This is a genomic window from Hymenobacter lutimineralis (assembly GCF_008271285.1).
Classification (GTDB): Bacteria; Bacteroidota; Bacteroidia; order Cytophagales; family Hymenobacteraceae; genus Hymenobacter; species Hymenobacter lutimineralis.
In genome coordinates this window covers 271,106-296,836 of record NZ_VTHL01000003.1, presented here as the reverse complement: position 1 = coordinate 296,836, position 25,731 = coordinate 271,106, and the positions used below count along the sequence as shown (strand labels likewise).

Genomic DNA, 25,731 nt, shown 5'->3' with positions numbered 1-25,731 from the left:
ATGAGAGAGGCAACACAGCAAGCGGCAGAGCTTCTGACTTGTATTATGCTACCAAAGCTGCGCTAGTATACAAACAATTTGCTAACTATTTTAGTATACTTGCCGTGCTCCATCCCTTTACCTACACCGTATGACGACCATCGAACTCATCGAAGTCGGTGAACCCACCACCACCCTGTGGCTGCCGCTGTTTGCTTCTCTGGTGCCCGCCGGCTTTCCTTCCCCCGCCTCCGACGAGCTGGAAGAGCTTTTCGACCTGAACCGTATCCTGTTTCGCCACCCCGAAGCCACCTACTTGGTGCGGGTAGCGGGGGAGAGCATGCAGGGTGCCGAAATCCACGCCGGTGACCTGCTGGCCGTCGATAAGCACCTGCTGGCCGACCATAACCACATCGTCGTGGCCGTGGTCGAGGGGGAGTGCACCGTTAAGCGCCTGGTCTGCCGCGCCGGCATCTGGTGGCTGCAGGCCGAAAACCCCGCTTACCCCGATTACGAAATCACTGACCCCGACAGCCTGCGCATCTGGGGCGTGGTCACCCACGTGGTGCACGAGCTCATCCCCGGCAAGCTCACCGCCCTGCTCCGCAGCCGCGACTAGGGTTCTTCTATGAGCGGTTAGCTGATGGCTTTTAGCTCATAGCTGACCGCCAGCACTCCCCGAACGAAAGCCATCAGCCAACAGCTAACAGCTCCCCATAAAATGTACGGACTCGTCGACGGCAACAACTTCTACGTCAGCTGCGAGCGGGTCTTCCAGCCCCGGCTCGAAAACCGCCCCGTGGTGGTGCTGAGCAACAACGACGGGGCAGTCGTGAGCCGCTCCGCCGAGGCCAAGCAGCTGGGCATTCCCATGGGGGCTCCGTTCTTCGAGGTGCGCGAGCTGCTGCGCCGCCACCAGGGCCACGCTCTGAGCTCCAACTACGCCCTCTACGGCGACATGTCCCGCCGCGTCATGGCCCGCCTCGCGGACCACGTCCCCAGCGTGGAAGTGTACAGCATCGATGAGGCCTTCCTCGACCTGCACGGCCTGACCACCTTCTGCGGCTCCCTCGATACCCGCGCCCGCGCCATCCGCCGCGATGTGCTGGCCTGCACCGGCATTCCCACCTGCATCGGCATGGCCCCCACCAAAACGCTGGCCAAAGTGGCCAACCGCCTCGCCAAGAAACACCCCGAGCTCGGCGGCGTCCTGCGCCTGGATACCGCCAGCCGCCGCGAGCGGGCCCTGCGCGCCCTGCCCGTCGGCGACGTCTGGGGCGTGGGCCGCCGCTACGCCGATAAGCTCGCGGCCCACGGCATCCGCACGGCCTGGGAGCTAAGCCAGGTGTCCGAGGCCTGGGCCCGCAAGCATATGGGTGGCGTCGTGGGCTGGCGGCTGGTGCAGGAACTGCTGGGCCAGCCCTGCCAAGGGCTGTTGCCCTCCGAAGATGGTACCCTGGCTCGCCAAAGCATCAGCTGCTCCCGCTCCTTCGGCCAGCGCCTGTTCCTGTTCGAAGATATATGGGGCGCCCTCACTACCTACCTGAGCCGGGCCGCCGAGAAGCTGCGCGCCCAGGGCGACCAGGCCCACATCCTCACCGTGTTTCTCAGCCAGGACCGCTACGATACCCGCGTGCCCCCGCCCTACACCCGCTCGGCCACGCTCACCTTGCCCGGCGGCCCCACCAGCAACACCCTGCAGCTGCTCAGCTACGCCCGCCGCCTGCTGGCAAAGCTCTACGAGCCCGGCCGCCAGTACGTGAAGGCCGGCGTGGTGCTCGATGGCCTGGAGCCCCCCGGCCGCGGCCAGCAGCTGAGCTTGTTCGGCGCCGCCGATGACATTATTATCCCTCCGGCCGATACCGGCCGCACCCACCAGCTCATGCACACCCTCGACACGCTCAACCGCCGCTTCGGCCGCGGCACCGTGCGGGCCGCCGCCACGGCCGTAGCCGGCGCCCAGCCCGCTCCCTGGCAGGGCAAAGCCCAGCACCGCAGCCCCGCCTACACCACCCGCTTCGACGACATGCTCATAGTCCGCTGAGCAGCTTTCCATGCCAGGTATTGTAAGATTAGCCAGGAAAGAGCTTCACGAGCCCTCGTACTAGCTCAGCGTAAGCTATTGTTGGTGAACTAAGACTGAGTGGTAGCGAACGGCCCGGTTAACCTAGTTTCGCGGTCAACACGGTCCAAACTGACTCCGTACTCCGTTACAAAACGTTCTACCATATCAGCTATATCTTTTACTGCCAAAGCACGATGGGCAGGTAATATCCTCTCTAAAGTTGCTCCCTCATAAAATCTATAGCCCGATAGGGTACGATACCAAGGCCACCCTTCAGTGGGATTACTGCCTTTGCCCTCCTTCTCTTTCAGGTCTATCAACCGTTCATTTACCAACACTCGGTTGAATACCTTTTCCGAGCACCACACACCGAAATAGGGATTTCCTCGAAGGTCCTCAAAGCGTAAGCCTAGCTTTTGCCAGCTAGCTCTGAGTACGGTAAAATCATTTGGAAACCTCAACTGTACTAGCCAGCCGCTGGGCTCTAGTCTCTGAAGCAACTCCTGTTGCACCTCACGCCAAAAGTTCTGCACCAGTCTATCGTCCACGGCACTAAGTTGGCTGGCAATCTGTTTGGCGGCCCGGTAATTCTCAGGTTGTGCCAGATACTCGTACACGGCGTCGGTGTAGGATGAGCTCATAAGAAGAAGGATAGGAGAAGAAAGATTAAAGGGTTTCGAGTACCTGGCAATACTGCTCAAGTAATAGCCGAACGCCGGGGGCCTGCACCTGGGCAAAGGTTTGTCGTAGTAAGGGCCGTATATGGTCGTTGTAGGTGATGCACCGCAGCTTGTCAGCGTTGTGCAGTACCCGGGCTTCCTCCGGCGTCAGCGAACCGGGGTCCGGCTGCCGGGGCCAGGGCGTCAGGTACAAGAGCAAGGACTGAGTCGGAAAATGCCGGTCGAGGTACGCCTGGTAGCGGGCCAGCTGGCGGGGCTGGTCTACCGCGTAAATCTTGTTCTCGATGGCTATAGCAAAGCAGGTATCTGGTCCCCGGTAAGTCAGCAGCACGTCAATAAACCCGTCACCCGTTGGCACCTCGGTCGCCACCTCGTAGAAATGGGCATCCCGTCCCCGGTAGGCCGCCGCACTGATGCCCAGCGCCTGCAGTTGTTGCAGCAGCGCCTCGTAAAACAGATGGCCCTGGCCATGGGCTCCGTTGGGGTTCAGCAGATCAGCCAGCAAGGGCGAGTGCAGCCGGGTTTCATCCCAGGCCAGGTTACGCAGCAGGGTGAAGATGTTATACTCCGGAGCCGCCTTTTGCAGCCGGCGCTGCATGCTCTGTAGTACTTGCCACCCACCCAGCAGCCTGGCGTAGGTGATGAGGTCGTTTTGCAGGCGCTGACGCTCGAAGCGAGCAGTAAATGCCTTATAGCCTTCCAGAAATGATATCAGCTCCGCCGGCGGAGTGTTGGTAGTGTTAGCCATAGTATCAGGAAGGCGGATATGCCGCGCAGGTAGTTACAATTGTTTGACGCACCCACCAGCTGCCCATGCGCTCTAAGCGGTCCGGGTGCCCGTCATAGGTTTCCCAGGCCCTGATTAAGCCCTGCTGCCCAGCCGCCAGCAGGTGCTCCCACGCTACGCCACGCCCTTGATACTGCTTTGCCACGGCTACCACAAACCGGGCCTGGGAGTTTAAGTAAGCCAGCAGCCCCTCCGGTAAACCAGGTGCATAGTTCAACCGCAGTTGGTGCAGCAGCTCAAGGCTGGCGGCTATATCGGGTTGGTCATAAGAGGGCGTAAACCGAAAGGAAGGCAATGGCAGTAGAAAAAAGATTAAGAAAGCAGGATAAGCGCACACTATGAAATCGGTCTAACAAGATACTGTGATGAAAAGCAATGAATGGTCAGGATTATTACCTTTGGTTTCTTTGAAGGAGGGCCTTCGGGTTCATCCTGTGTAGCCTCGGCCCATCACGTGGCTGGGGCTACTTCTTTTTCCGCTAGTTGGGCCGGGTGAAATAGCGGGTCGTAGGGCCGGTCGTTTTTCCAGAGCGAATAGCACAGCAACAAGAGCTTGCGCATGACGGCAATTACGCCGGGCTTGCCACTGGGCTGGCGGGCCCGTAAGCGGGCGTAAAAAGCTTTTTGCTGAGGATTGTAACGCAAACTACTGACCGCCGGCAAGTATAGGGCCGTGCGCAGGCGCACGTTGCCTCGTCGGGAGATGCGTGTGGCCTGGGCTGAGAGGCCGCTCTGGCGCTGCACGACATCCAGCCCGGCGTAGGAAGTGAGCTGGCGCTCGTTTTCCACCAAGCTGAAGCCCGTGGTTTCCGCCACGACCACAATGGCCGTGGTCAGGCCGATGCCCGGCACGCTGGTCAGATGAGCCAGTTTACGGGCTAACTCCGGCTCGGCGTCGAGCAGTGCCGAGAGGTCCTGGTCGACGGCCTTCAACTGCTGGGCAATGAGTTGTTGCTGCGCGGCCAGCCGCTGCAGGGTGCGTTCATCGGGCTGGTAGCTGTGCTGATAGGCGTGGCAGCGGGTTTTGAGTCGCCCGCCCTGATCGGCCAGGCGCTGCCGCTCGCGGGCCAGGGCCCGCAACTGGCGCAGGGCGGGCGTGGGCGGCTGCCAGGCAGGCAGGGCCCGCTCCAGGCCCAGGCGGCAGAGCAGCCGGGCGTCCAGCTGGTCGGTTTTGCTCTTGAACTCGGTGCTCTGGGCAAAGTGCTTGACTTTATTGGGCAACAGCACGCTCAGAGCCTGCTCGTTGTCGGCGAGAAAATAGGCCAGCGCCTCGTAGTACACGCCGGTGGCTTCAACCACAAACCAGAGCGCCGCAGCGGTGGCCTGCTGCCGAGCCGCCCACGCGAGCAGGGCCTCAAAACCGGCCAACGTGTTATCGAAGGTGGCTTCTTTCCCGAAGCGCAACTGCTGGCTGGGCTCGATGAGGCCGAAGCAGGCCACGAACGTGTCTTTGGCGATGTCAATGCCTACGACATACTTGAGGGGGGCGGTGAGGGAAGCGACGATGGGCATGGGCACAGGGTAAAAAGGTGGAAAGCAACCAGCCGGCAAGGTTTTCACCGCAACTATCCTTGTACAAATGCGGGATGCCAGTAGCACCAGGCTCCCTCCATACTGTTCAGTCTTCAGGCAAAAACGGGAAACGGGGCACAAATTCTCACTCGCAACGTCGATGCTGAGGCACCGCATTTAGGGATAGGCGGTGACCCCGTTTCCTTTTTCGGCTCCCCTTAAGATAGGGCGGTGCAATCATACAAGGGATAGGAAGGGTTTAGTCCGAAGGACCGGAGGCGAAGCCGCAGCCCTGGATAGCCCGGCCAGAAGGGACACGCCCAACTGCTGAATCTGCGGCAACGACACCGAACGCCCCCTCCCTACGGTCGGCACAAAAAAACCGCCCCGAGAACCGGGTCGGCTTTTCTTAATAGGCACGAAAACGCCGAACCCGGCGCGGTGGGCGGGCGCGAAGCGCCCGGCTACCGGGTGATTTCCTGGGTGCGCGGTGGCTGGGTCATTTCGTAGCCCTTGCTGAGTTCACGGCGCTCGGCCCGGTCGCTGCTGTGCTCAATCACGCTGCTTCCCTGCTGGCTGGCCACGGCATCGAGAGTTTGGCTGACGCGGGCAATTTCGGGCTGGTCGGTCCGGTACGAAACCTTCATCTCCGAGTGGCGGATGCCCTGCGCATCGGTGGTACTCTGAATGTCGCCGGTCTTTGCTCCGCTGCCGGCCACGGCTTCCTTTACGGCTTCGGCCTGGCCGCGGGCACCCGGCGCGGGCGCAACCTCGTCAACCTTGATAATGACCTGCTTCTCGGCACCCTGCGGCGCGGGCGCGGCTTCGGCGGCCCGGGGCTCCGGCGACCCCTCGGCTGCCGGTGTGGCCGATGTCTGGTCCATGCTCCGGTCGCGGTTGTGGGGCTGAATGGCGGCTGCCTCGGCGGCTACCTGCCGCGCTGCGCGGTCGGCCTCGCTCTCGCTGACGCTAACGCCGGCATACACTTCCCGGCCGGCCTCGGCCCGGGCGTTGGTGTTCGTAATGATGGCGTGGATGATGGCAATATCGGGCTGGTCGTTACGATAGGTCATATCGAACTCGGCGCGGCGGATGCCCTGCTCGTCAATCGTGCTGCGGATTTCGCTCGTCTTATAGCTGTACGAACTGTTATCCAGCACCTGCTTCCAGGCCTCGGCGCGGCCGGTGGTGTTGGGGGCAACTTCGTCAATCTTCCACGTCGCGGTTTTCTCCTCAGCGGCCGGCACGGTGGCCAGCGCCGGGGCTAGGTTTCGTTCGGCGTAGCGCGCCCGGTCACGGTTCTCCTGCTGCTCGGTTTCATCCACCCTGCGGCCGGTGGGGGCGGGGTTGTCGTTGATGTACTCTTTCAGCAAAACCAACCCCGCATCGCGGGCGTGCACAAACTGCGCGGTGTGCGCGGCGGCTTCCTGCTCGGACTGGTAGGAGCGGAACGGGCGCGCCTCCGGCGTGGCGTCGGCACTGGCGACGGCCGCGCCCGTCACGGCCTGATTGAATCGGCGGGCGTCCGCCTCGCGCTGCTCTTGCGCTTCCGGGGTGTTCTCGCGGCGCTGCTGCTCCTGCTGGCGCGCCAACTGACGCTGTTCCTGCTCCTGACGGTGCTGCTCAGCGAGGCGCAGTTGCCGCTCCGCTTCGCGCTGCTGCTCCTCGCGCTGGGCCTGGGCGCGGATTTGCTCGGCATTCAGGCCCTGCCGGGTTAATTCCAGGTCGCGGTTCCAGTCCTTCGCCACCGGGTAGTCTACCCGCAGAAACGCCTCCTGCTGGCGCTCCGGCTCCGGGCGTAGCTGTTCGCGCTGCCGGTATAGCTCGTGGGTCAGCACCTCCAGCTGCGCGGTGTCGGCTTTGGCCACCGACAACCGCAGTACCGTTTCCCGGTCGGAACTGCGCTGCACCTCCAGGGCAATGGTAGGGCCGGCTTCCTGGGTGCCGTTCATCTGGCCTACCCGGTCGCTAAGCTGCTGCACCTGCTGCGCACCGGCTTCGGCCGAGTCGTGGTGATAGGTCACTTTCAAGCCCGTGTGGTACTTGTCGCTGGTGGCGTGCCACTCCACCGGCCGCGTTGGCTCTTTGTAGGCTTCCTGCTCGGCCACGGGCACCAGCGGCCGGGCCGGGTGCAGTTCGTTCAGGTAGTTCATGTTGAACTGCCGCCCCCCGGCGTCGCGGTCGTTGGCCAACACGACCTCCCGGGGCTCCTGCTTGTCAATCACCCGCTGAATCAGGGCTACCTGGGCCTCGGTCGGCGTGCCGCTGGTGGCAATGTAGATGGTGTTTTTCTGGTCCTGGCCACTTTTCAGCTGGTGGTGGGACAACGAATCAATGGCCGATTCGCTGACGATGATGCGCTCCACCTGGGTGCCTTTGCCCTCGGTGGGATGGGATACCCAAATGCCGTTTTTAGGTAGTGGGAGCAGGTTTTTATAGTGTTCGTTCTTTTGCTCGACGCTGGCCAGCCCCTCGGTGTTGTAAAGGGGGAAGGCCGTGTTCTTGTGCTCGTTCTGCTGCGCGGTGAAGATGCGGCCCTGAAAGGCCGGGCTGTCGATGGTCTGGTCCTCGATGCCCCGGCCGTGCAGATACGTGCGGTCGGTCAGCTCCCGCTTCACGCCCAGCACCTCGGAGATAAGCCGCGTCCGGCGGTCCTCCTCGGCCTGGCGCTCGTGGTCGGGGTTGCCGACGGGCAACGCATTGAGCCGGGTCACGTCGGCAGGTGGGGCATAGGCACGAGCTGGGGCAGGCCCGTCATTCAGATACTCGCGTAGCTGCTGGCGGACCTGCCCCAAATTCAACCCGTGGCCATCACCGCCCCGGGTTTTCGCAAAATCAATGACACTGCCCCTATCCCGGTCGTCGCCGGTATTGAGGTACACCTGGTGGTCATCTTTGCGCGTGACAATGAGCACCTCCCCATCTTTTTCGAGTTGGTGCCAGTCGCCGCGCTTGCCTTCCTTTTTTACCTGGTATCCCTGCCGCTCGGCGTAGTCTACGAGGTCAATGTCATGCTTGAACCGGTCAAGCTCGTTGGGGTCGTTCTCACGGGGTGCATTCATCGCGGGTAGCTTACTGGAGGTCTTAAATGACCAGTAGCTCCGGGCGGGGAAAGAAAAGCGGTGCGTGGCACCGCTCGGCTACCAGGAAGGCTATCCGGTCGTGGTTACGGGGTAGGGGATTCCGCGCCGCCCGTGGTGACTCCGGATTCGGGCAGGGGAGGGTGACCACTGTCAAAGCACTTGAGCTGCTGCTGAAAAGTGGTCAGGGCTTCAACCGAGGGAAACAGAAAGCGAGCATTCTGGGTGTTGGGGGGGATGCGGATCACTTCCGTATCAACGGCCAGACTGCGGAGCAGGCGCTGCAGCAAGCGCGGCTCTTCGCGTTTGAGGGAATTGTTTTTCAGGCCCACGATGCTGGTATAGGGCAGTTCGTGCTGTTCGCAGAACGACTTTAACTCCCCCTTGGGCAGCATCAATAGACGAAACTGGGCGTAGCGGATGGCGTCGGCATAGGGGACGGAAAGCTTTAGATCGGGGAAGCCTAGCGGGGCGGAAGCGTGTAGGGGTGAGAGCATGTGAACAGGGGGGGGTGTAGTGCAACAGGTGTGAGTGGACAAAATCTAGCGCGAAGAATCCACAAAGACACTAATTGCAGACAACCGCTGCAAACACATACCTCCAAAAGTCAAAATATATTGATCATAAGATATAGAGATGAAGGCTGAAATCAGATCATAAGAACTTACGCAGATATTTTTAAGAAGTTTAATAGAATTACTTTAGAAATATTTCAGAACTTTATCAGAACACAGGGCGTAAGGAATGGCCAGTATGCAAGCTGCCCTGTTCTTCCTGCTGGTACTTCTGCCCTTCGCGGCCCTGCTGGGGCTGGTGTGGTGGCGCTTCAGTGGCCGCGGGAAAGGCCAGCCGGTAGCACTGGTCGCCACGAGCAACCACCGGTCAGTGCGCTCCTTTCACTATGAACCAAAGCCCACGCCCGCGCCGGGCGAAGCCGCGCCGCCCTTGTCGGCGGACAACCCCATCTCGCGCTTGATGCCCGAAGAGGATTTCCGGGCCAAAGAGGAGCAGGAGCTACAGGCGGAAGCGGACTGCGTTGAGGCCGACCAAATCACGGCGCGGGAGCTGGCCGCTACGGAATCGGCGGCGGCGACGGAGAATGAGGCCGCTACGCCAGCAGAGATACCGGCCACTCAGGAATCCGAAGCCGCGCCGGCCGACGCACCGCCGCGGGTAGTCTCCTCGGTTCACGCACTGGGTACGGCGGCCGTGTCGGTTTTTGACAGGCTGGGTATCGATGAGCTGGAAAGCCCGACCACTGCGGGAGTAGATGCCGCAGCTCCGACCCCTGAAACAACCGCTGGGGCTGACGCTGCGCCTTCAACCCCGGTAGCGGCGGCAGATGATGCAGTGCCGGAATCCCTCTATGACAACCCGATTACGACGGCCGCTCCGACCACCAACGACCGCGGCAACCAACTCAAGCAAGTAGAGCTAAACAAGCGCAAGCGGGCAGCCCTCGCGGCCAGGAACGCCAGCCAGAAAGCGGCGCTGACGGGGCTGTACCCCGGAAAGTAAGCCGGCCCCGGCGGCCGGCACCCGACCTACTTATGAGCACGCTACCCCATCCTCATTTCTACCCTCTCGCTATGCTACCCGACGCATCCCCGCTACCCACCGCTCCGGCGTTCCCGCTTCTTCCGGTTCCCACCCCAGCCGCCCCCAGCTGCTTTTAAGCACCGGGCCGGACTTGTCTGGCCGGGGCGCTGCCGTGCGCCAGCCCTGCACCAATAAGCCAGCCGCTGCTGCGCGGCGCCTGATCCGTTTTCCATCGCTTCCGGGGAGATAAGCGCCCTCACATTCCATTCCCAACACCTTTCTCCCATGTTCACCAACCCCCTTTCCCTGGCCAAGAAATTGGCAGTTGCCGGACACGCCTACCAACCCTCCAAAGCAGAGAAACGCGCCTACGCTATGCTGTCGGCTCTGGCGTTGTCTAACCGGGCGGCTTTTGCCCAGAGCGGCAGCGCTCAGGGTGCGCTCGAAGGAGTACAGGAGACCGTCGTGGGCATCGTGCAGGTCATTTTCGCCATCATCCTGATTATCGGCCTGATTCGCGTGGTTATGAAGTTCGTGCAGGGTGCCCCGGATGCGCTCGGCTCGCTGGGCTGGCTGGTCGGCGGGGTCATTCTGTGGTTCGGTTTCCAGCTGTTCAAGGACGACTTGGTAGGGGCCGTTGGCGGCGGCGAAGGGGGCGTACGCTAAGCCTTCAGCCTCTGCTCACATGCGCTCCTACAAGTCTATTGAGCGACCGGCCCAGGTCCTGGGCATGAATATTCAGGACCTGGGCATCATGGTTGGCCTGTTCATCGGTTCCGTGCTGCTGCTCGGATTTCTGGGGATGGCGGTCAAAATCCCCCGCATTATCTACCTGCTCGTCATCGTCGCGGAACTGGGCCTCATCATGGGCCTGCGCTACCTGAGCCGCAAGCAAGCGCCCGGCTTTCTGATGGGGTGGCTCTCCTTCACCTTCATTCAGCCCCGCCGCCTGGCCGTGGGGCCTTTACCAACTCCCGCTCATGACAAAAAAGCCAAAAACCACCGCGTTTAGCGCGGTGATGCCGGTGCATAGCTTCGAGGGCGATAAGATCGTGTTCAAGGATGGGCGCGTCGGCGTGGGCTTCCTAGTCGAGCCCGCCGAAATGGAAAGCTGGACCATCGAAGACTACGAGGCCTTCCAGGCCGCCCTCGTCGGGGTGCTGCGGGCGCTGCCGGTGGGCAGCATCGTGCAGAAAACCGACATCTACTACGACCGGCCTTATCGGGAAGACAAAACCCAGCAGACCTATTTTGAAAACAAGATGAACAAGCACTTCTTCGAGCGGCTGGTGCTGTTCCAGAAGTCCTACCTGTTTGTCTCGTTTGCGCCGGCGGCGGTCAAGTCGCCCAAGACCAACGCCGTGAATGCCCTGGTGGCCCGCGCCGGCGAGGCCGTGCTCAAGAATCCATTTGCGCAGCTGGTGCAAACCCTGGAAGTGGCCGAAAGCAGCGCGGTCGAATTCATTCAGGGCATCAAGAACCTGGGCGGCGTCACCTTCGAGCGGCTCAGCAGCGAGGAAATCCACCAGTTGTACCTGCAATACTTCAACCTCAATTTCGACGGCCAGCCCACCCGGCAGGAACGCGAGATGGGCAATGAGTTGGGCACGTTCAGCGTGGGCGAGCAGAAGGTTAATGTCCTGTCGATGGTAGGGCAGGGCTCGGACGCTTACCCAGCCGTCAAAAACAGCTACGGCGTTACCGCGCCCATGCTCTACCCGCTCACGCATATTCTCCAGTGTCCGCATGTCCTCACGCAGGCCCTGATGATTCAGGATACCCGTGCGGAGCTAAACAGCCTGGATACCGACCGCAAGCTGAATGCCTCGCTCTCCTTCCTGGCCACCCAGGATAACCACCTACGGGCGGCCGAAGTCGAGGAATTTACCGCCGAGGTCCGGGCCGAAAACAAGCAGATTGTGGGCCTGCACCTCTCAGTTATGCTGTGGGATACCAACGATACCAGCCGGCGGGAAAACGTCGAGCGGGCCACGGCCGCCTTCCGCTATATGTTCGGCACGGAAAGCGTCGTGGAAAGCTACCTGGCCCTGCCGGTATTCTTCGGCCTGCTGCCGGGCAACGCCAACCAGGTACCCGACCGCTGGCTGACCACCACCGCCGACCGGGGGGCCTGCTACATGCACTGGACCGCTACCTACAAAACCGACCCAATAGGGGAGTACCTCACGGACCGCTTCCGCAATCTGGTACAGGTGAACCTGTTCAACACGGCGCTAGACAATCAGAACGCCATGGTTATCGGGCCTTCCGGCTCGGGCAAGAGCTACACTTTCGGCAACCTGATTGTGCAGCGCTACGAGAAGGGGGCGCGGCAAATCATCATGGACGTGGGCGGCACCTACCGCAACGTGCTGCAGTCGCTGAACGGGGAGGATTTCGACAACACCTACTTCGAATACGACCCGCAACGGCCCATCGAGTTCAACCCCTTCATCGTGCCACGGGACAGAGCCAACGGAAACAAGTGGCTCTACAACGATGAGAAAACCAACTTCCATCTGGCCCTGCTTGCCGCCCTCTGGAAAGGGGGCAAGGATACGGGCCTGGATAAGTCGGAGCGCACCATCCTCAGCCGGTTTCTGATTGAATACTACGTGTATCTCAACGAGCACGACAAGCTAGGGCAGAAGGATGAAGAGTTTCCCGGCATGGAGAGCTTCTACCGCTTCGTAGAGCGCTACGACGCCGACATGCAAAAGCCGGTGTCGGTGCCCGGCGAAGGGCAGGAAGCGGACCCGCTGGACGGGGCGCGCCGGCAGTACCAGAAAAACATGAAGTACATCGACATGCACCAGTTTTTCCTGGTGCTGGGTCAGTACATCAGCGGCGGGCGCTACGAGCGGGTGCTCAACGCCCAGCGCGACGTGGATTTGAGCGAGTACCGGCTCATCTGCTTCGACCTGGCCAAAGTGCAGGCCGACCCCGACCTGTATCCGGTGGTGGCCATGCTCATCACCGAGCTGAGTCTGGACCTGTTCCGCAAGTTCCCGGATGACGTGAAGTACATCGCCCTGGATGAGGCCTGGACGATGCTCAGCGGGGTGCTTTCCGAGTTTATCGAATCCATGTACCGCACCATCCGCAAAACCAACGGCTCGGTGACCATCATCACCCAGGGCATCACCGAGATTACCAGCAGCAAGATTGGGCCGGCCATCATCAACAACTCGGCTACCAAAATCATCCTGCGCCACATCAACCCGGACTCGCTGGCCCAGCTGCAGGCGCCACTCGGTCTGACGGGCCACGAGATGGACCTGATTAAGTCGGTGCGCTCAACCGATGCCCTGCGCGAGTTCTTCATTAAGCAGGGGGCCAAAGGGAAGGTATTTGCCCTGGAGGCCTCGCCCCAGCTCGATGCCATCCTGACGTCCAAGCCGGTGGAGCGCAACCACCTCAATAAGCTGGTGAAGTTCTACCAGCAGACCAACCGCCGCCCCAAAGTAGACAAGGCCGGCCAGCTCGTGGTCGGCTCCGATGGGGAGATACAGTACGAGGACGTGAAAGTGCAGCGCCTCGACTACGCCGTGGACCAGTTCGTCGAAGATAAGCAGAGCCGTAAGCTCGGGGGGAAAAGATGAGCATCTTTCTAATGGTGGCCTACGGCATCGACCCGGGGTTTCTGCGCGCCTGTGACCAGACCTTGGCCATTGTGCTCACGGCCTGCCGGTTTCTGACGCCCTCGCTGATGGGCATCGCCCTGCTCTATACCATCGGGCGCGGCTTTATCAGCGGTAGCGGCCTGGCCATGGACTGGGGCCCGATTATCAAGGCTACCTGGATATTCTTCCTGCTCTTTTTTTACCAGAGCCTGATTGATACGCTGGGTACCGGCATAGCGGCCTTTACGGCTCTGTTCTCCACCGATCAGTCCGCGGCCGAAGCCCTCAGCGCCCTGACCACGCCGCCGGCGGTGGCAGCCGCGGCCAGCAATGACAATATCGGCATGGGCGACATTGTATCAGGGGCCGCCGCTATGATTAGCAGCATCTCCGACACGCTCAACTCCTTCACCTTCTCGGGCCTTATGACGCGGCTTTTCACGGCGACCACCGTGCTTATCGTTCGGGAAATAATGACGTTCCTGCAACAGTTCATCCTGGGCTTCCTCTACGTTTCCGGGCCTATCGCCATGACGCTTTCCGTCATTCCGGCCTTCGGTCAGCTGGCCATGAAGTGGCTGCAGAACTTCATCGCCGTACAAATGTGGGGGCTCACGTTCGTGCTGCTGGATACCATGTACGGCTTTTTTGCCGATACCCAGCGGGTCGCGGGCGGCATCCTGGCCAGCGGCGGGCCCGCCCAATCGGTCGATGACACCAAGTTCATGCTCATGTCGGTGGCCTTCGTGATGCTGTACCTCATCGTGCCCTACCTCACATCCCTGTTCATCGGCTCCTCGGCCGTGCAGGGCTTCGCCGGCCAGATGGCCGGGATGGCCGTGGGCGCGGCTACGACAGTGGCCGGGGTGGCGGCTCCCGGCGGCGGCGGTCTGGCCTCGGCCGTGGGCCGGGCAATGGGCAACGCGGGCGGCAGCGGCAACAGTGGCGGCAGTGGTAGCGGCAGCGCAGGTAGCCCCAGTGGTGGCAGCGGCGGTGGCGGTGAAGCCAGTAACTCCGCGTCCTCGGGCCTGCCGTCCATCACCATGTCGGACGCCCTGAACCCTTCCTACCGGCAACGGTCCTCGGGCCTCTGGACCACCTAAGCCTCCCTCCCGAGAGGGTATTTTCTACTGTTCACCTAAAGGGGGCGGCAGGGAAGAAAATGCCCAAAATAACCTGCTTTCAACCTTCCAGCCTGACTTTCTAACCAGTTATACGATGGATTCCGCCAAAGATTTGAGTACTTCCTTCTCCACCATGCGCAACCTGGCGCTGGGGAGTGTTTTAGCCCTGCTGCTGGTCGCCCTGGCCTCGGGCTTCCTGGTGTACCGGGCCTACGAGAACAGCGGTAAGCGCGTGTACGTCGTCTCGCAAACCGGCTCGGTGGCGGCCCTTTCGGCCGGCACGGATGCCCACACCGCCTACGAGGCCCGCAACCTGGTGCGCCAGTTCATGCAAACCATGTTCGGCCACGACCAATACACTTATAAGGCCAACCTGGATGCGGCGCTGCCGCTGATTGAGGGCCGTGGGGGCCGCCGGATTTACGAGGGCTTCACCCGCGGCCAGGTGCTGCAGAACTACGAGCGGTACGCCGCCCGCAACGTCGTGACGGTGGATAGTGTGCTCGTGGACATGAGCAAGCGCCCCTGGGCCGGTCAGGTCTACATCAAGCAGCGCATTTTCATCGGCGGCCAGCAAAAGGAGCCCTTGCCGCTGGCCGCCAAGTTCAACCTGGAAGAAACCAACCGCTCGGACCAGAACCCCTACGGGCTGCTGATTACCAACTTTGACTACATCCCCTACACGCCCACGCTGACGCGGGCAGAAACGGAGCTGCTCCAGGCGCAGGAAGCCGACCGGCAACGTCGCCTGCAGGAAGCGCAAAGTGGCCTAGTGCCGGCCCCCGAGGAAGCCCCGGCGCCGGGTGCTGCCACTCCCGCGCCGGCTGGCTCGGCTCCTCGCTAACCCCTAAACCTGATGTCAACGATGCCTACCTATATTCTGCCGGCCCTGCTGGCCCTGCTTTTTTCCGCTGCCGGGGCCTCGGCCCAAACCGCCCGCCCGCAGCGCCCGCCTTCCTCAGTGGTGGCCAATGAAACCCTGCTGGACGTGGCCGTTTCGGACAGCTCCACTACCTACCTCGTGTTCGGTGGCCCCGTGTCGCTCGTCGATGTGGGCATGGCCAACAACTACCTAGTCAAAATCGAAGCCAATGCCGTGTTCGTGCGCGCCAAACGCAAGAATGCGCCGCCTACGCCCATGCTTATTCGCTACGGCTCGAAGTATTGGATGGGGCGTCTCGTGTTTGTCAACCGGCCGGTGCTGCAGCTCTACGACTTCCAGAAGGACGGAGCCCTGGGTATGAGCGGCACCGGCACGGCGGCCGGCTCGGCCCCGGAGAACGAGCTGGCGCTGGACAAGGAAGAGGAAAAGAAAAGCCGGGTCGAGGGCAAGCTCAGCCAGCTGCGCAAAGCCAAGGAAGAGCATCAGGCAGTAGCCGTGGTGGATAATGACCTGGTGTTGTCGCTGGCCAACGTGCGCAACGATAAGGACTTTACCTACCTGCGCTTCAAGGTCATCAACAAGACCAACATCGACTACAACGTTGATTTCACCGACTTCCAGTTGGTGGAAAACGCCCAGAAGAAGTTCCTGGCCCGCAAAAAGAACGAAGCGCGCCGGCCGCTGGCTCCCTCGGGCGGGCTGGCCAATCAGATTATTACCGGCCGCACCACCGGTTACCTGACCTATGCCATTCCCCTGTACGCGGCCACGGAACGCGGCTACCTGGAAGTAACCCTGCGCGAACTCAACGGGGCGCGGGTGCTGGTGCTGCCGGTCCCCTCGCGGGTGATTAACCGCGCCTCCACCATTTAAGGCCGCCGGCCCCTATCCCTATGGAACCCATCACCTCCCAAAATCAGCCGGCCGTTCGACCTCCGAACCACGATAATGAGCCGGAGCAGCGGCCCGCGGCCGTGGTCGAGAAACGCACGCCCACCGAAATCCTGCGCACCAACTGGATGGCCTTTGCCGGCCTGCTGCTGGTGCTCATAGTCGGGGGCCTGCTGCTGTGGCTGAAGTCCGCGAAGGAAGCCGCCCAACAGGAAAAGGAGCCGGTAGCGGCGGCCTCGGCCAACATTGAGCCGGAAATTGCCTCGCCCGAAACCTCGCCGGCTGCGCCCGTCGCCTCGCCTTCGGCCCAAATCGAGGCCCAGCGCCGCGCCGAAATGGACGCCAAATCGGCCCCGGCTACCCCGACCGATGAAGATGTGGTCGATGTGTTTGCCGTCGATACGACCGGGCAGGCACTGCGCCGGCGGCGGCGCGCCCAGGCTTTCGCGCAGGCGGCGGCCCGTCGGGCAGAAGCCGCCCGCGTGGCCGCGGCCGACGTGGATACTATCGAAACAACTATTCAGGACCCGAGTACTGGCTCTTACCGCTCGGAAACGCTGGTGGTGCCCCGTCGCCGTATCACGGCCGGCAGCGGCGGTAGCCGGCGGCGCTCTTCTTCGGCGGCCCGCAGCCTGGTGCCGGCGCGGGACGCGGACGGTACCCCGTTTGAAACCGACCCGGACGTGTTGGCGATGCTGGCCAGCTCCCCGCCCGAAACCCGCGCGGCCTACGAGCGCATGACGGGCAAACGCTACCGGGACCCCAACCAGACCGCGCAGCTACTGGCCACCCGGATGAATGCCCCCGGCATGGATGGCTTCAATACCGTCAAGGTGGGCAACTCCTCGCGCATGATGGCGCAGGGCAACTACCAGCAGCAACAGCAACTCACCCCCGACGTGTTTTTTAAATGCGTCATCAACGGGGAGCAGAAGGTCCGCACCGGTTCGGTGGTCATTCTGCGCCTGCTGGAAGATGCCGTAGTCAGCGGCGTGACCTTCCCTAAGAACATGGTCTTCGCGGCCGTGGCCACGGTGGGCAATAACAACGTGACGCTGGAAGTCAACCGCCTCGGGCCCACGCGGGTCGACGCCGACATCTACGACTTCAACTACATGCCCGGCATCATGATTGACCCGATCAAGCGCATTGCCAAAGATGCCTCCATGGCTGGCAGCGACCTGCAGCAGCAGACCACGCAGGAACTCAGTACGGCCATCGACCGCTCGGCCTCGGCCGCTAACTCGGTGGTGGGCGTCGGGGGCCGCGTCGCGGCAACGGTGCTCTCCCGACCCAAGACGCGCACCAAGCTGCGCGACGTGCTGCTCCCCGATGGCTATCCCATCCTGATTACCACGGCGGCGGCCGGCCAGCTGGGGCCGGAAGCCGCGAGTGGCCGTTGATTCCTTTCCGTTCACCTAAAAGCTTACGACTATGAAAAAGCTCCTTTTGCCCGCTTTGCTGGCCGCTACGCTGGTTTTCTCCACCAAGGAGGCCTCCGCGCAAGCCGTGGTAAATGACCCGCTGCACATGGGCATTCACATTGGCGACTTCGCCAAACGGCTGGCCCAGTGGACCGAAACCGTCAAGAACTACCAGGTAGTAAAAGATGCCCGGCAGATTGCCGGCGTCACCAAGGATATTACGGGTCAGGTGAAAGACATTACCGACCAGACGCTGCAGCTGCAGCGGCAGGTGCAGGCCGACTTACGGAAGGTGCAAAGCATCCAGGATTTGCGCCTCTCCAACCCCCAGGAGCTGTTTGCGCGGGCGCTGTCCATGTCGGGCCGGGGCCAGAGCAACCAGTACATGCCCGTGTTTCAGAAAGCTGAACGCCTGCGGCAGGCCCTGCAGCTCAACAACCCGCAGCAGGACCTAAACACCGTGTATGACGTGTTTTCCCGCTTCGGCGCGGGGGCCACGGCCGGCAATAACCGCATGAGTTCCTCCCAGTATCAGGCCAAGCGCGAAGAGGCCGCCGTTTCGACCTTCGCCTACGAGGAAATGATGCAGAAGAAGAAGATTGCCACCGCCTTCGGCTACTACAAGATTGCCGACGAGATGACCCAGCAGAGCATTGAAATGAATGCCACGCTGAAGAACCCGGGCCGCTACGCCATGACGGAAGGCGAGCGGATGGCCGCCCTTAACTCCTCGAACGACAACATGATAAAGGCCATGCAGCTACGGCAGGAAGCGGACCGGCTATTGGCTGAATCCTCGCAGCCGGGTCCCTCGCGCCAGGCGGCGGAGCTGGTCTACGCCGACGTGTTGGTTCAACAGTCACTCATCAAAATGGACCGCGCCCGTCCCCGTCGCTAAACCCGCATGAAAAAGCTCCTGTTTGTGGCGCTTGCACTGGCTGGGGCCGGCACATCGCCGGCCCTGGCTCAACGCCACGTTAAACACATTTCCAGCTGGGGTGCCCACCTCGGGCGCTCCGAAAAGGGCGACTACTACGAGTTGAGCTACACGTCCATGCTCACCAACAAGCTGGCCCTGCGAGCCAGTGGTCTGCGGGATGCCGGCAACCTCCACACCCAGGGTGAATACTCGACCTACCAGGGCCGGCTGTTCCTCGCCCCGCAACTGTTTCGCCTTGGGGAGTTTGCCTACGTGCATCTACTCATCGGGGCGGGGGCCGGCTACGAGCGCACCAACGAGAACCGTACGGGCGAGTCGGCTGCCGATGCCAGCGAGCCGCAGCGCTTCACCTACGGCCCGCAAGCCGGGGCCGAAGTTGATTTCTTCCTCGGCAACCGCCTTTCCTTCGTGGCTACCGGCACGAAAGGCTACCTGTTCAACAACCCTCTCATCGACCAATGGCCCGGCAACGCGAGTGCCGGCCTGCGGTATCACTTCCGCTAAACACCCTTTCTGACTTATGAAACAACTTACCTATCTACTGCTGAGTTGCGCGGCCCTGGCCACCAGCTGCTCGAAAGACAACGATGCGACGCCCTCGAGACCAAAAGAGTATCAGGTAGAGTACAGGGTTACCTCCAATGCCCCGGTATCGGACTACCTGAGCTACACCAACGAAAGCGGCGGCAGCACGACGCTCAGCAACACGCCCCTGCCAGCAAACTACAAGTTTAAGCGCACCATGAAGCAGGGCGACAACCTGACCATCCTGGCCAGCATCGACGGCGGCACGGCAGCCTCGGAAATCACCTGCTCCATCCTGCTGGATGGCAAAGAGGTCAAGAAGGAAACCGGCCGGGGCATCGACGCGCAGGCCGTGCCGGTGTACGTCATCGGTGAATAGCTTTCTTTGTTGATGCCGAAGAGCCTCACCTTGCGCCTGCTCCCGTTCACCGGGCTGTCGGCCGGCGCTGCCGGTGTGGTTATGGTTGTAGCTGCTCGGCCGCGTGGCCACCAACCGGCGCTACCCGCGCTGTTTCCTTATTGGCACCGACTGCGCGGTACCTCACGCTCAGCCTACCCAATTGCTTTCAACTCTATTCTGTCGCCACAAACAGTCCGGAGAGATATTGTCAGTAGCTAATGGATACCCGGCCGATCTCTGGTCGGGTATTTTTATTTGCCGTACATTTGGAAACAAGTTATGATAATCCTTACTTATCATAACTTGTTTTTTTAGCTTAACTAAAGGCAGATATTACGGGTAAAAGCATTCATCATTATGCGACTATCACCTGCAATTCCCAGTAGCATGTCAGACTATGAAGATGGTTACCAAGCCGGCCGCAATGCGCCCAATATTCGGCAGTCCTATCAGAATGGCAAAGCCATCGGTAACGGTTTATCCGTGGTACTCGGCCTGGGCTTTCGGCTGATAGTCGAAACGCTGGTGCTGGCTCCGTTCCTGGTGCTGGCTTTGGTGCTGACTACGAACCTGGATTTTCTCGGGCCGGGCTTTGGGTATGCTCGACTATTGAGCATCGGGGTGCTGGCTTACGGCTTCTACGCGCTGCTCTACCTACTTAAAGGAGTGGCTATCGGCCTGCGCCTGCGTGGCACTCAGCACTGGCTACTGCCGTTCACGCTATGTTTGCTGGTGGCCTGCGTCGTCCCGTCGCTGCTGTTACACCTGTTCATCGTGCACACCGTCAAAGCCGCTCACCCGGTTTTGGTGTGGGTGGTGCCGGGGCTGTTCGCCCTCTACACGTATTCCCGCTACCGCTTCACGGAAGACATTGCGCCCAACCTGGTGCTCTGGGCTTACCGGCGCGGCTACCAATGGACTGTTAAGTAAGATGAGTCAGCTGGAATTTATTGAACGGGCAACAACGCAGGCGCTGGCCTACTTGCAGCAAGCCTGCGCTTATAAGCCTACTCCGGAAGAATATATCAGGTGGGTCGATAGTCACCCCTCAGCTATCCGGGTACTGCTATTGCGGCGGGGGATGGCCGCCTGGTGGGCGGGCGGCTCCCCCTCTTTTCAGGACTTCATCCTCACCCAGCGGGGCCACTCGGTCCACGACTACATGGCCCATCAGCTTAGCAAAACGGATTACTTGCGCTGGGTGAACTTCATGGACGATACAACTTTATAAGGTTGGACTTGTCCATCCGCTGCTCAACTTTGTCCTTCACCTCAAACCATGAGTAAACCCTTACGCAACGTGCCGGCCGTAAAGACGGGCTCAGTAGTCGCTGCCAACTTGGCGCGGGCTTCCTCCAAAGTGACTGGCTTCCTGGAAACGGGCCTGAAAGGGGCTGCCAACACGGAGCGGGCCTACAAGTCAGATCTGAAGAGCTACGCTGAATTCTGCGCGCTGCACGGCTTTACGGCCGTGCCGGCCGACGTCACCACCCTGACGGAATACGTGGCCTACCTAGCCTCCGAGAAGCCGATTCCGGATGCTGGGGGCAGTAGGGAGAAAAAGAAAGGGCAACAACCCCTCACCGGGCCCCACGCGCTGGCCACCATCCGGCGGCACCTGGCCGCCATCCGCAAGGCGCATCAGCTCAGTGGCCACCCAATGCCGGCGACGGTGGATGCGCTCAACATCGTCATGGAAGGCATTGCTCGCACCCTGGGCAAGCGGCAGGACCAGGCGCTGGCTTTTACCGTCGAGGAGTTGAAACAAGCCATTCGTAGCATCGACCTGGAAACGACAGCGGGCCTGCGGGACCGGGCGCTGCTACTGGTCGGCTTCGCGGGGGCTTTCCGGCGCTCCGAGCTGGTGGACCTCAATATCGAGCAGCTGGAATTTACGGAGCGGGCCCTGCTGGTGCACCTGGCCAAAAGCAAGACCAACCAGTACGGGGCGGTCGAGGACAAAGCCATTTTCTACGCTCCTAACGCGGATTACTGTCCCGTGCGCTGCCTGCGCGCTTGGCTCAACCTGCTGGGCCGGACCACGGGGCCGCTGTTCGTGAAGATTCCGCGGGCGACTCCGGGGCAGATGGCCGCTCCCTCGGACAAGCGGCTCTCGGACATTTCCATCAATAAACTGGTACAAAAGCGCCTTGGCCCGGCTTACTCCGCCCACTCGTTGCGCGTGTCCTTTGTGACGGTAGCCGTGCTCAATGGGCAGTCCCACAAGGCCATTAAGAACCAAACCAAGCAGAAAACGGATGCCATGATTGAGCGCTACACGCAACTCAACAACGTGGTATCTTACAATGCTGCCCAGAGCTTGGGCCTATGAGGCTAAAAACTGAGCGGTATCCAGTATGTTGGAGATGGTGCATGATGGCACTCAATACACGAAAGCCAGTATAAATGAAGACGCTTATTGTCAATGTATGTTGCCGCTTCTGTCACGGGCCATGCTTAAAGCGCCTTAACTTCGTTATACTGACAGTGCACTTCTGCAGGCAATTAGCGCTTGTACGCCAATTGACGCATAACGCCAGTTCTATTTACCCGAAGACGGACCATGTCGGCGCTGACGCTATAATGCTGCATGATGTCAGCATGGCTCCAGCCATTTGTCAAAGCCGTTAACAGGGCGGGGCGCGGCAAAAGCAAAGTCCAGCCCACGCAGTCAGCTTCCAACTCCTGTTCTACCGGGCAGTGCCGCATGTAGTCTGGCAACCCGTTACTTATGTCAAAGGCGGACAATTGATGGCCACATAAAATGTGCCCTACCTCATGCATGATGTTGCTTTGCTGGCGCGCCGGCGAGTGGGCACTGTTGTGAATAATCAGGTGGGATGCCTTCTGAGAAGGGTGGTAAGGCATCGTAAGTGCCGACCAGTGCTTCCCATCCGGGTTGCACAATGCCGACGCGCTACTTTGGGAAAGCCCTACCATTTGCTCGGCCACCACTACGTGAATGTTGAGGTGCTCGCACAAACGAAAAGCACACAATGGGTCATGAGGCTTTAGTCCCAGCTCGGCGCGCAGGGATTCCGCTTTTCGCTCGGCTTTTGCCGGGAAACCGTGGGGAAGTTTAGGCTTAGCAACCACTGGAACGCTGTTTTACTAGTGTCCGATGGCCTCCTTGCTCACTTGCCGATAGGCAAGCTGAATCATTTCTATCAGTGCTTGCGCGGTGGCCTTCGGCAAAATGCGGTCGGCTCGTAGGTGCGCCACAATTTTATCGCTGCCAGCAGTAGCTGATTCAGTTACCGCTGCGTTTTCGTCCGCTATGGTAAACGTGTCCGTGGGCACGTTCAGCCAGTTGCACAAGAGCAGAAAAGTGTTGACATCGGGGACGGAGCCCTGCTCGATGCGGGAAAGGGTGGAGGCGCTGACGTCGCCTATTTCGTGGGCTACCGCTCGCAGCCCACGGCTTGCACGCTTGGATTTCACCATTGCGGCAAGTTTGTCAGTGTCAAGTTGTACGCTCATGAGGAATGGGTGACATTGTTGCGCAAGGTAAACATTTGTTTCACCAATGGAACAATAATTGAGGGTGTTTCGTTCATGAAACAGTCGTGTCTCTCAATGGACAGCCACTGCTTAAATATACGCAGCCTGGCGCTGAATAGCCGAACTGCTTTTTCTGCAAAACTAAACCCTGACGCTTACGCATGAACCCTACTTCGCCTACTATTCGCCGCCCCTTTCGCATTCTTTCCCTTGACGGGGGCGGGATTCGGGGGCTATATACTGCCCGCTTCCTGGCCGATTTCGAAGCGCAATTGCAGCGCGATGGCAATAAGCACACTTCGCTGTACCAGCATTTCGACTTAATCTGCGGCACCTCTACGGGAGGCATCATTGCCTTGGCCCTGGCCTTGGGAATGCCCGCACGGGAACTGGTGCACTTGTATTCGCACCACGCCAAAGACATTTTTGGCGCGGGCCGCAGCCTGGTATCCTGGTTGGGCACGGCCCGGTACTCCAATAAGAAGCTGGAGGCGCTGCTCAAGGAAAAATTTGCTCCTTACTCGCCGGATGGCAATACGCGGCTAGGCCACGCCCGGACCCGGGTGTGCATTCCGGTTTTTAACGCGGTATCGGGCAAGGTGAGCGTGTACAAAACCTGCCATCACGGCGAATACACGCGCGACTATCAAATGCCGGCTTACCAGGTGGGCATGTCCACGGCCGCCGCGCCCACCTACTTCGACCCCTACAGCCCGCGCTATCAGGCCGATGTCACGCAGGAGGAAGTAACCATCAGCCATAACGTGGACGGTGGCATTTTCGCCAACAACCCGGCCCTCATCGGCCTCACGGAGGCCCACGGAGCGCTTGCCATTCCGTGGGCTGACATCCGGCTGCTGTCCATCGGCACGGGCAATAAGCGGTTTGCCGAACGCCCCGAGCAAAAAAACTGGGGCTTGTTCTACTGGGTCAATAAAAAGCGCATTCTGGATATGCTGTTACATGCCCAAGCCGACTATACCGATAACGTGTGCAAGGTGCTCAGCCAGGGCGTGGGCCGCGAGTCGCCACAGGCTTTTCTGTACGAGCGGGTTCAGTTCGACTTCCTGAACAAGCAGGAGTACATCGATTTGGACACGACGGACCCGGCTAAGCTCGCTGATTTGCAGGAGCGGGCCAGCAACCATTTCAAGGACCGGGGCCGGAAAATCATCAACGATTTCTGCACCGCGCCCGCGCCGGCCTTCACGCCCTGCCTCCCGCTTCGCTCCCTCGCTCCCATAGCCGCTTAATTCATCACCGAACACCTTTTTATGGCCAACTGCAACAAACTGTTCCTGGACTTCAACCAGAACCTGAACGTGCTCAGCACGAAGAAAACCAAGCTTAGCACCTCCAAAAAAGAGCTGCGCCGTAAAATTACCGATTACTTCAAGGAGCACCACCCGGCTTACAAGCCGAAGTTCTTCACGCAGGGCTCCCAAAAGCTGGGGACGGTGATTCGCATCCACGACGACACCTGCGACCTGGACGACGGGGTGTACTTCCTCTGCGAGCCCGATGTGACGGCTACCACCCTGCAGCGCTGGGTGTACGACGCGGTGAAAGACCACACCAGCGAGCCCGCGCAATGGCGCAAAAAGTGCATCCGCGTTACCTACAAAGCCGATTACCACATCGACTTGCCGGTTTATTACATGGTTGCGGGCGAAGACCACCCGCACCTGGCCGTTAAGAACGAGGGCTGGGAAGACAGTGACCCGAAGGAATTCATTACCTGGTTTCGGAAGCAGCGCGACACCAACGGACAGCTGGTGCGGCTGGTGAAATATCTGAAATCGTGGTGCGACTGGTGCGCGCACAAGATGCCCAGCGGCTTGTGCATGACGGTACTGGCTGAGCGCAACTTCGTAGCCAATGACCGCGACGACTGCGCGCTGCGTGCCTTGCTCAAAGCCATTCGGAGCGATATGCAGCGCGAGTGGAAATGCACCATGCCCACCACGCCCCAGGACAACCTGCTAAGCAAGTATTCCGAGGAGTTGAAGCGGAATTTCTTTGACGCGCTCGACGAGTTCATTGATGATGCCGACGAGGCCATTGACGACGAGAAGAACCAGCTGAGCGCGAGCAAGCTTTGGCGGCATCACCTAGGCTCGCGCTTTCCCGATGGCTTGGATGAGGACGTGGATGCTAAGGAGGCCAAGCTCCGCGCTTCTGCTGGGCTCATCAATAGTGGCCGGGCCGCGACGACTGCCGCCGTAGGCATTGCCGCCCGGGAATACGGCGGGGTGCCCAATCAGGCCCACCGCTTCTACGGCGGCCAGCGCTTTCACCCGCTGGCGCGGCAGGGCAAAGACTGGTTTGCCGTGTTCCACCGCGAAAAGCAGTTGGTGGAACGCCATTACCCGGCCTTTCGGTGCCAGCTGCAGCGGAATGCCCTGTGCTGCCGCGGCGACGTGGCCTCGCCCGGTGGGGAGGGTACTTACCAAATCAAAATCGACTGTACCCCCGGCCGGCCGCCCAAAGTATTCGTGCTGAATCCTGGCGTTGAGTACCGCAACCACGCTCACACGCACTTCTACCCGGCCGACAACAGCCTGTGCCTGTACTACCCTGGCGATTTGAACTGGTCGGACAAGCACCATCTGCACGATAAAACCATTCCGTGGCTGGCCGAATGGCTGGTGTTCTACGAGCTATACCAAATCACCGGGCGGTGGGAGGGCGCGGCCGTGGACTTCCCTCCCACGGCTAATTAAACGCGCCTGAAACCTCTTTTTTCACCTTCAACAAATTCACCTTTTCCCTTTTTTA

General features: G+C 60.6%; 26 protein-coding genes. 18 read left to right on the top strand and 8 right to left on the bottom strand.

Features of this window, described 5'->3' with window-relative positions:
- Positions 1-130: 130 nt before the first annotated feature.
- Positions 131-598, top strand: a complete 468-nt coding sequence (locus FY528_RS05300; RefSeq protein ID WP_149069942.1) for a LexA family protein — start codon at positions 131-133, stop codon at positions 596-598.
- Between the two features lie 102 nt (positions 599-700).
- Entirely contained in the window at positions 701-2,023 is a 1,323-nt protein-coding gene (locus FY528_RS05295; RefSeq protein WP_149069941.1) for a Y-family DNA polymerase, read from the top strand.
- A gap of 89 nt (positions 2,024-2,112) precedes the next feature.
- On the opposite strand, the gene FY528_RS05290 is transcribed toward FY528_RS05295, so the two are convergent.
- From FY528_RS05290 to FY528_RS05265, 6 genes are all read right to left on the bottom strand, one after another.
- A complete protein-coding gene (locus FY528_RS05290) occupies positions 2,113-2,685 on the bottom strand; it encodes a hypothetical protein (protein ID WP_149069940.1) in 573 nt (190 codons plus the stop codon).
- A gap of 25 nt (positions 2,686-2,710) precedes the next feature.
- On the bottom strand, positions 2,711-3,472 hold the full coding sequence (locus FY528_RS05285) for a PDDEXK-like family protein (protein ID WP_149069939.1): 762 nt from the start codon (positions 3,470-3,472) through the stop codon (positions 2,711-2,713).
- A 4-nt stretch (positions 3,473-3,476) separates the two neighbouring features.
- Complete coding sequence (locus tag FY528_RS21795) at positions 3,477-3,665, bottom strand: hypothetical protein (RefSeq protein WP_373281604.1); 189 nt, start codon at positions 3,663-3,665, stop codon at positions 3,477-3,479.
- A gap of 296 nt (positions 3,666-3,961) precedes the next feature.
- Positions 3,962-5,023 carry an IS110 family transposase gene (locus FY528_RS05275; protein ID WP_149069872.1) on the bottom strand — a complete coding sequence of 354 codons (1,062 nt, stop codon included), beginning with the start codon at positions 5,021-5,023 and terminating at the stop codon, positions 3,962-3,964.
- Between the two features lie 464 nt (positions 5,024-5,487).
- The gene (locus FY528_RS05270) at positions 5,488-8,085 is read right to left on the bottom strand and encodes a toprim domain-containing protein (protein ID WP_149069937.1); all 2,598 of its coding nucleotides are present in this window, start codon (positions 8,083-8,085) and stop codon (positions 5,488-5,490) included.
- Between the two features lie 104 nt (positions 8,086-8,189).
- A complete protein-coding gene (locus FY528_RS05265) occupies positions 8,190-8,600 on the bottom strand; it encodes a hypothetical protein (protein ID WP_149069936.1) in 411 nt (136 codons plus the stop codon).
- A gap of 256 nt (positions 8,601-8,856) precedes the next feature.
- Here FY528_RS05265 and FY528_RS05260 point away from each other — a divergent pair, with 256 nt between their 5' ends.
- From FY528_RS05260 to FY528_RS05195, 14 genes are all read left to right on the top strand, one after another.
- Positions 8,857-9,621, top strand: a complete 765-nt coding sequence (locus FY528_RS05260; protein WP_149069935.1) for a hypothetical protein — start codon at positions 8,857-8,859, stop codon at positions 9,619-9,621.
- 306 nt (positions 9,622-9,927) lie between these two features.
- Complete coding sequence (locus FY528_RS05255) at positions 9,928-10,308, top strand: hypothetical protein (protein ID WP_149069934.1); 381 nt, start codon at positions 9,928-9,930, stop codon at positions 10,306-10,308.
- Between the two features lie 19 nt (positions 10,309-10,327).
- Positions 10,328-10,654: a hypothetical protein gene (locus tag FY528_RS05250; RefSeq protein ID WP_139255340.1), complete on the top strand. Its 327-nt coding sequence runs from the start codon at positions 10,328-10,330 to the stop codon at positions 10,652-10,654.
- The gene (locus FY528_RS05245) at positions 10,623-13,244 is read left to right on the top strand and encodes a VirB4 family type IV secretion system protein (RefSeq protein WP_149069933.1); all 2,622 of its coding nucleotides are present in this window, start codon (positions 10,623-10,625) and stop codon (positions 13,242-13,244) included. Before FY528_RS05250 ends, FY528_RS05245 begins: the two co-directional genes overlap by 32 nt.
- Positions 13,241-14,368 carry a hypothetical protein gene (locus tag FY528_RS21180; RefSeq protein ID WP_187632018.1) on the top strand — a complete coding sequence of 376 codons (1,128 nt, stop codon included), beginning with the start codon at positions 13,241-13,243 and terminating at the stop codon, positions 14,366-14,368. The genes FY528_RS05245 and FY528_RS21180 overlap by 4 nt, the downstream gene beginning before the upstream one ends.
- 115 nt (positions 14,369-14,483) lie before the next feature.
- Positions 14,484-15,233, top strand: a complete 750-nt coding sequence (locus tag FY528_RS05235; RefSeq protein WP_149069932.1) for a conjugal transfer protein TraK — start codon at positions 14,484-14,486, stop codon at positions 15,231-15,233.
- Between the two features lie 21 nt (positions 15,234-15,254).
- Positions 15,255-16,145, top strand: a complete 891-nt coding sequence (locus FY528_RS05230) for a DUF4138 domain-containing protein (RefSeq protein WP_187632017.1) — start codon at positions 15,255-15,257, stop codon at positions 16,143-16,145.
- A 20-nt stretch (positions 16,146-16,165) separates the two neighbouring features.
- On the top strand, positions 16,166-17,566 hold the full coding sequence (gene traM / locus FY528_RS05225; protein ID WP_149069930.1) for a conjugative transposon protein TraM: 1,401 nt from the start codon (positions 16,166-16,168) through the stop codon (positions 17,564-17,566).
- Positions 17,567-17,597: 31 nt separating this feature from the next.
- Positions 17,598-18,485, top strand: a complete 888-nt coding sequence (locus FY528_RS05220) for a hypothetical protein (protein WP_149069929.1) — start codon at positions 17,598-17,600, stop codon at positions 18,483-18,485.
- Positions 18,486-18,491: 6 nt separating this feature from the next.
- Positions 18,492-19,031: a hypothetical protein gene (locus tag FY528_RS05215; RefSeq protein ID WP_149069928.1), complete on the top strand. Its 540-nt coding sequence runs from the start codon at positions 18,492-18,494 to the stop codon at positions 19,029-19,031.
- Positions 19,032-19,047: 16 nt separating this feature from the next.
- Positions 19,048-19,431: a hypothetical protein gene (locus tag FY528_RS05210; RefSeq protein ID WP_149069927.1), complete on the top strand. Its 384-nt coding sequence runs from the start codon at positions 19,048-19,050 to the stop codon at positions 19,429-19,431.
- Positions 19,432-19,839: 408 nt separating this feature from the next.
- A complete protein-coding gene (locus FY528_RS05205) occupies positions 19,840-20,382 on the top strand; it encodes a hypothetical protein (protein ID WP_149069926.1) in 543 nt (180 codons plus the stop codon).
- A gap of 1 nt (position 20,383) precedes the next feature.
- Positions 20,384-20,683, top strand: a complete 300-nt coding sequence (locus FY528_RS05200; RefSeq protein WP_149069925.1) for a hypothetical protein — start codon at positions 20,384-20,386, stop codon at positions 20,681-20,683.
- A gap of 48 nt (positions 20,684-20,731) precedes the next feature.
- Complete coding sequence (locus FY528_RS05195) at positions 20,732-21,784, top strand: tyrosine-type recombinase/integrase (protein WP_262383912.1); 1,053 nt, start codon at positions 20,732-20,734, stop codon at positions 21,782-21,784.
- 173 nt (positions 21,785-21,957) lie between these two features.
- On the opposite strand, the gene FY528_RS21790 is transcribed toward FY528_RS05195, so the two are convergent.
- Both FY528_RS21790 and FY528_RS05185 read right to left on the bottom strand, forming a co-directional pair.
- A complete protein-coding gene (locus FY528_RS21790) occupies positions 21,958-22,320 on the bottom strand; it encodes an ImmA/IrrE family metallo-endopeptidase (protein ID WP_373281603.1) in 363 nt (120 codons plus the stop codon).
- Between the two features lie 243 nt (positions 22,321-22,563).
- Entirely contained in the window at positions 22,564-22,932 is a 369-nt protein-coding gene (locus FY528_RS05185) for a helix-turn-helix domain-containing protein (RefSeq protein ID WP_149069923.1), read from the bottom strand.
- Between the two features lie 182 nt (positions 22,933-23,114).
- Between FY528_RS05185 and FY528_RS05180 the strand changes: the two genes are divergently transcribed.
- Positions 23,115-24,206: a CBASS cGAMP-activated phospholipase gene (locus tag FY528_RS05180; protein ID WP_149069922.1), complete on the top strand. Its 1,092-nt coding sequence runs from the start codon at positions 23,115-23,117 to the stop codon at positions 24,204-24,206.
- 21 nt (positions 24,207-24,227) lie between these two features.
- Positions 24,228-25,676 carry a type II CBASS E2 protein gene (locus FY528_RS05175; protein ID WP_149069921.1) on the top strand — a complete coding sequence of 483 codons (1,449 nt, stop codon included), beginning with the start codon at positions 24,228-24,230 and terminating at the stop codon, positions 25,674-25,676.
- Positions 25,677-25,731 lie beyond the last annotated feature (55 nt).

Bases quoted from the DNA above. Each gene is read 5' to 3' on its own strand.
- FY528_RS05300 (WP_149069942.1), top strand. From the start codon at position 131: ATGACGACCATCGAACTCATCGAAGTCGGTGAACCCACCACCACCCTG.
- FY528_RS05295 (WP_149069941.1), top strand. From the start codon at position 701: ATGTACGGACTCGTCGACGGCAACAACTTCTACGTCAGCTGCGAGCGG.
- FY528_RS05290 (WP_149069940.1), bottom strand. From the start codon at position 2,685: ATGAGCTCATCCTACACCGACGCCGTGTACGAGTATCTGGCACAACCT.
- FY528_RS05285 (WP_149069939.1), bottom strand. From the start codon at position 3,472: ATGGCTAACACTACCAACACTCCGCCGGCGGAGCTGATATCATTTCTG.
- FY528_RS05275 (WP_149069872.1), bottom strand. From the start codon at position 5,023: ATGCCCATCGTCGCTTCCCTCACCGCCCCCCTCAAGTATGTCGTAGGC.
- FY528_RS05270 (WP_149069937.1), bottom strand. From the start codon at position 8,085: ATGAATGCACCCCGTGAGAACGACCCCAACGAGCTTGACCGGTTCAAG.
- FY528_RS05265 (WP_149069936.1), bottom strand. From the start codon at position 8,600: ATGCTCTCACCCCTACACGCTTCCGCCCCGCTAGGCTTCCCCGATCTA.
- FY528_RS05260 (WP_149069935.1), top strand. From the start codon at position 8,857: ATGCAAGCTGCCCTGTTCTTCCTGCTGGTACTTCTGCCCTTCGCGGCC.
- FY528_RS05255 (WP_149069934.1), top strand. From the start codon at position 9,928: ATGTTCACCAACCCCCTTTCCCTGGCCAAGAAATTGGCAGTTGCCGGA.
- FY528_RS05250 (WP_139255340.1), top strand. From the start codon at position 10,328: ATGCGCTCCTACAAGTCTATTGAGCGACCGGCCCAGGTCCTGGGCATG.
- FY528_RS05245 (WP_149069933.1), top strand. From the start codon at position 10,623: ATGACAAAAAAGCCAAAAACCACCGCGTTTAGCGCGGTGATGCCGGTG.
- FY528_RS21180 (WP_187632018.1), top strand. From the start codon at position 13,241: ATGAGCATCTTTCTAATGGTGGCCTACGGCATCGACCCGGGGTTTCTG.
- FY528_RS05235 (WP_149069932.1), top strand. From the start codon at position 14,484: ATGGATTCCGCCAAAGATTTGAGTACTTCCTTCTCCACCATGCGCAAC.
- FY528_RS05230 (WP_187632017.1), top strand. From the start codon at position 15,255: ATGCCTACCTATATTCTGCCGGCCCTGCTGGCCCTGCTTTTTTCCGCT.
- traM (WP_149069930.1), top strand. From the start codon at position 16,166: ATGGAACCCATCACCTCCCAAAATCAGCCGGCCGTTCGACCTCCGAAC.
- FY528_RS05220 (WP_149069929.1), top strand. From the start codon at position 17,598: ATGAAAAAGCTCCTTTTGCCCGCTTTGCTGGCCGCTACGCTGGTTTTC.
- FY528_RS05215 (WP_149069928.1), top strand. From the start codon at position 18,492: ATGAAAAAGCTCCTGTTTGTGGCGCTTGCACTGGCTGGGGCCGGCACA.
- FY528_RS05210 (WP_149069927.1), top strand. From the start codon at position 19,048: ATGAAACAACTTACCTATCTACTGCTGAGTTGCGCGGCCCTGGCCACC.
- FY528_RS05205 (WP_149069926.1), top strand. From the start codon at position 19,840: ATGTCAGACTATGAAGATGGTTACCAAGCCGGCCGCAATGCGCCCAAT.
- FY528_RS05200 (WP_149069925.1), top strand. From the start codon at position 20,384: ATGAGTCAGCTGGAATTTATTGAACGGGCAACAACGCAGGCGCTGGCC.
- FY528_RS05195 (WP_262383912.1), top strand. From the start codon at position 20,732: ATGAGTAAACCCTTACGCAACGTGCCGGCCGTAAAGACGGGCTCAGTA.
- FY528_RS21790 (WP_373281603.1), bottom strand. From the start codon at position 22,320: ATGCCTTACCACCCTTCTCAGAAGGCATCCCACCTGATTATTCACAAC.
- FY528_RS05185 (WP_149069923.1), bottom strand. From the start codon at position 22,932: ATGAGCGTACAACTTGACACTGACAAACTTGCCGCAATGGTGAAATCC.
- FY528_RS05180 (WP_149069922.1), top strand. From the start codon at position 23,115: ATGAACCCTACTTCGCCTACTATTCGCCGCCCCTTTCGCATTCTTTCC.
- FY528_RS05175 (WP_149069921.1), top strand. From the start codon at position 24,228: ATGGCCAACTGCAACAAACTGTTCCTGGACTTCAACCAGAACCTGAAC.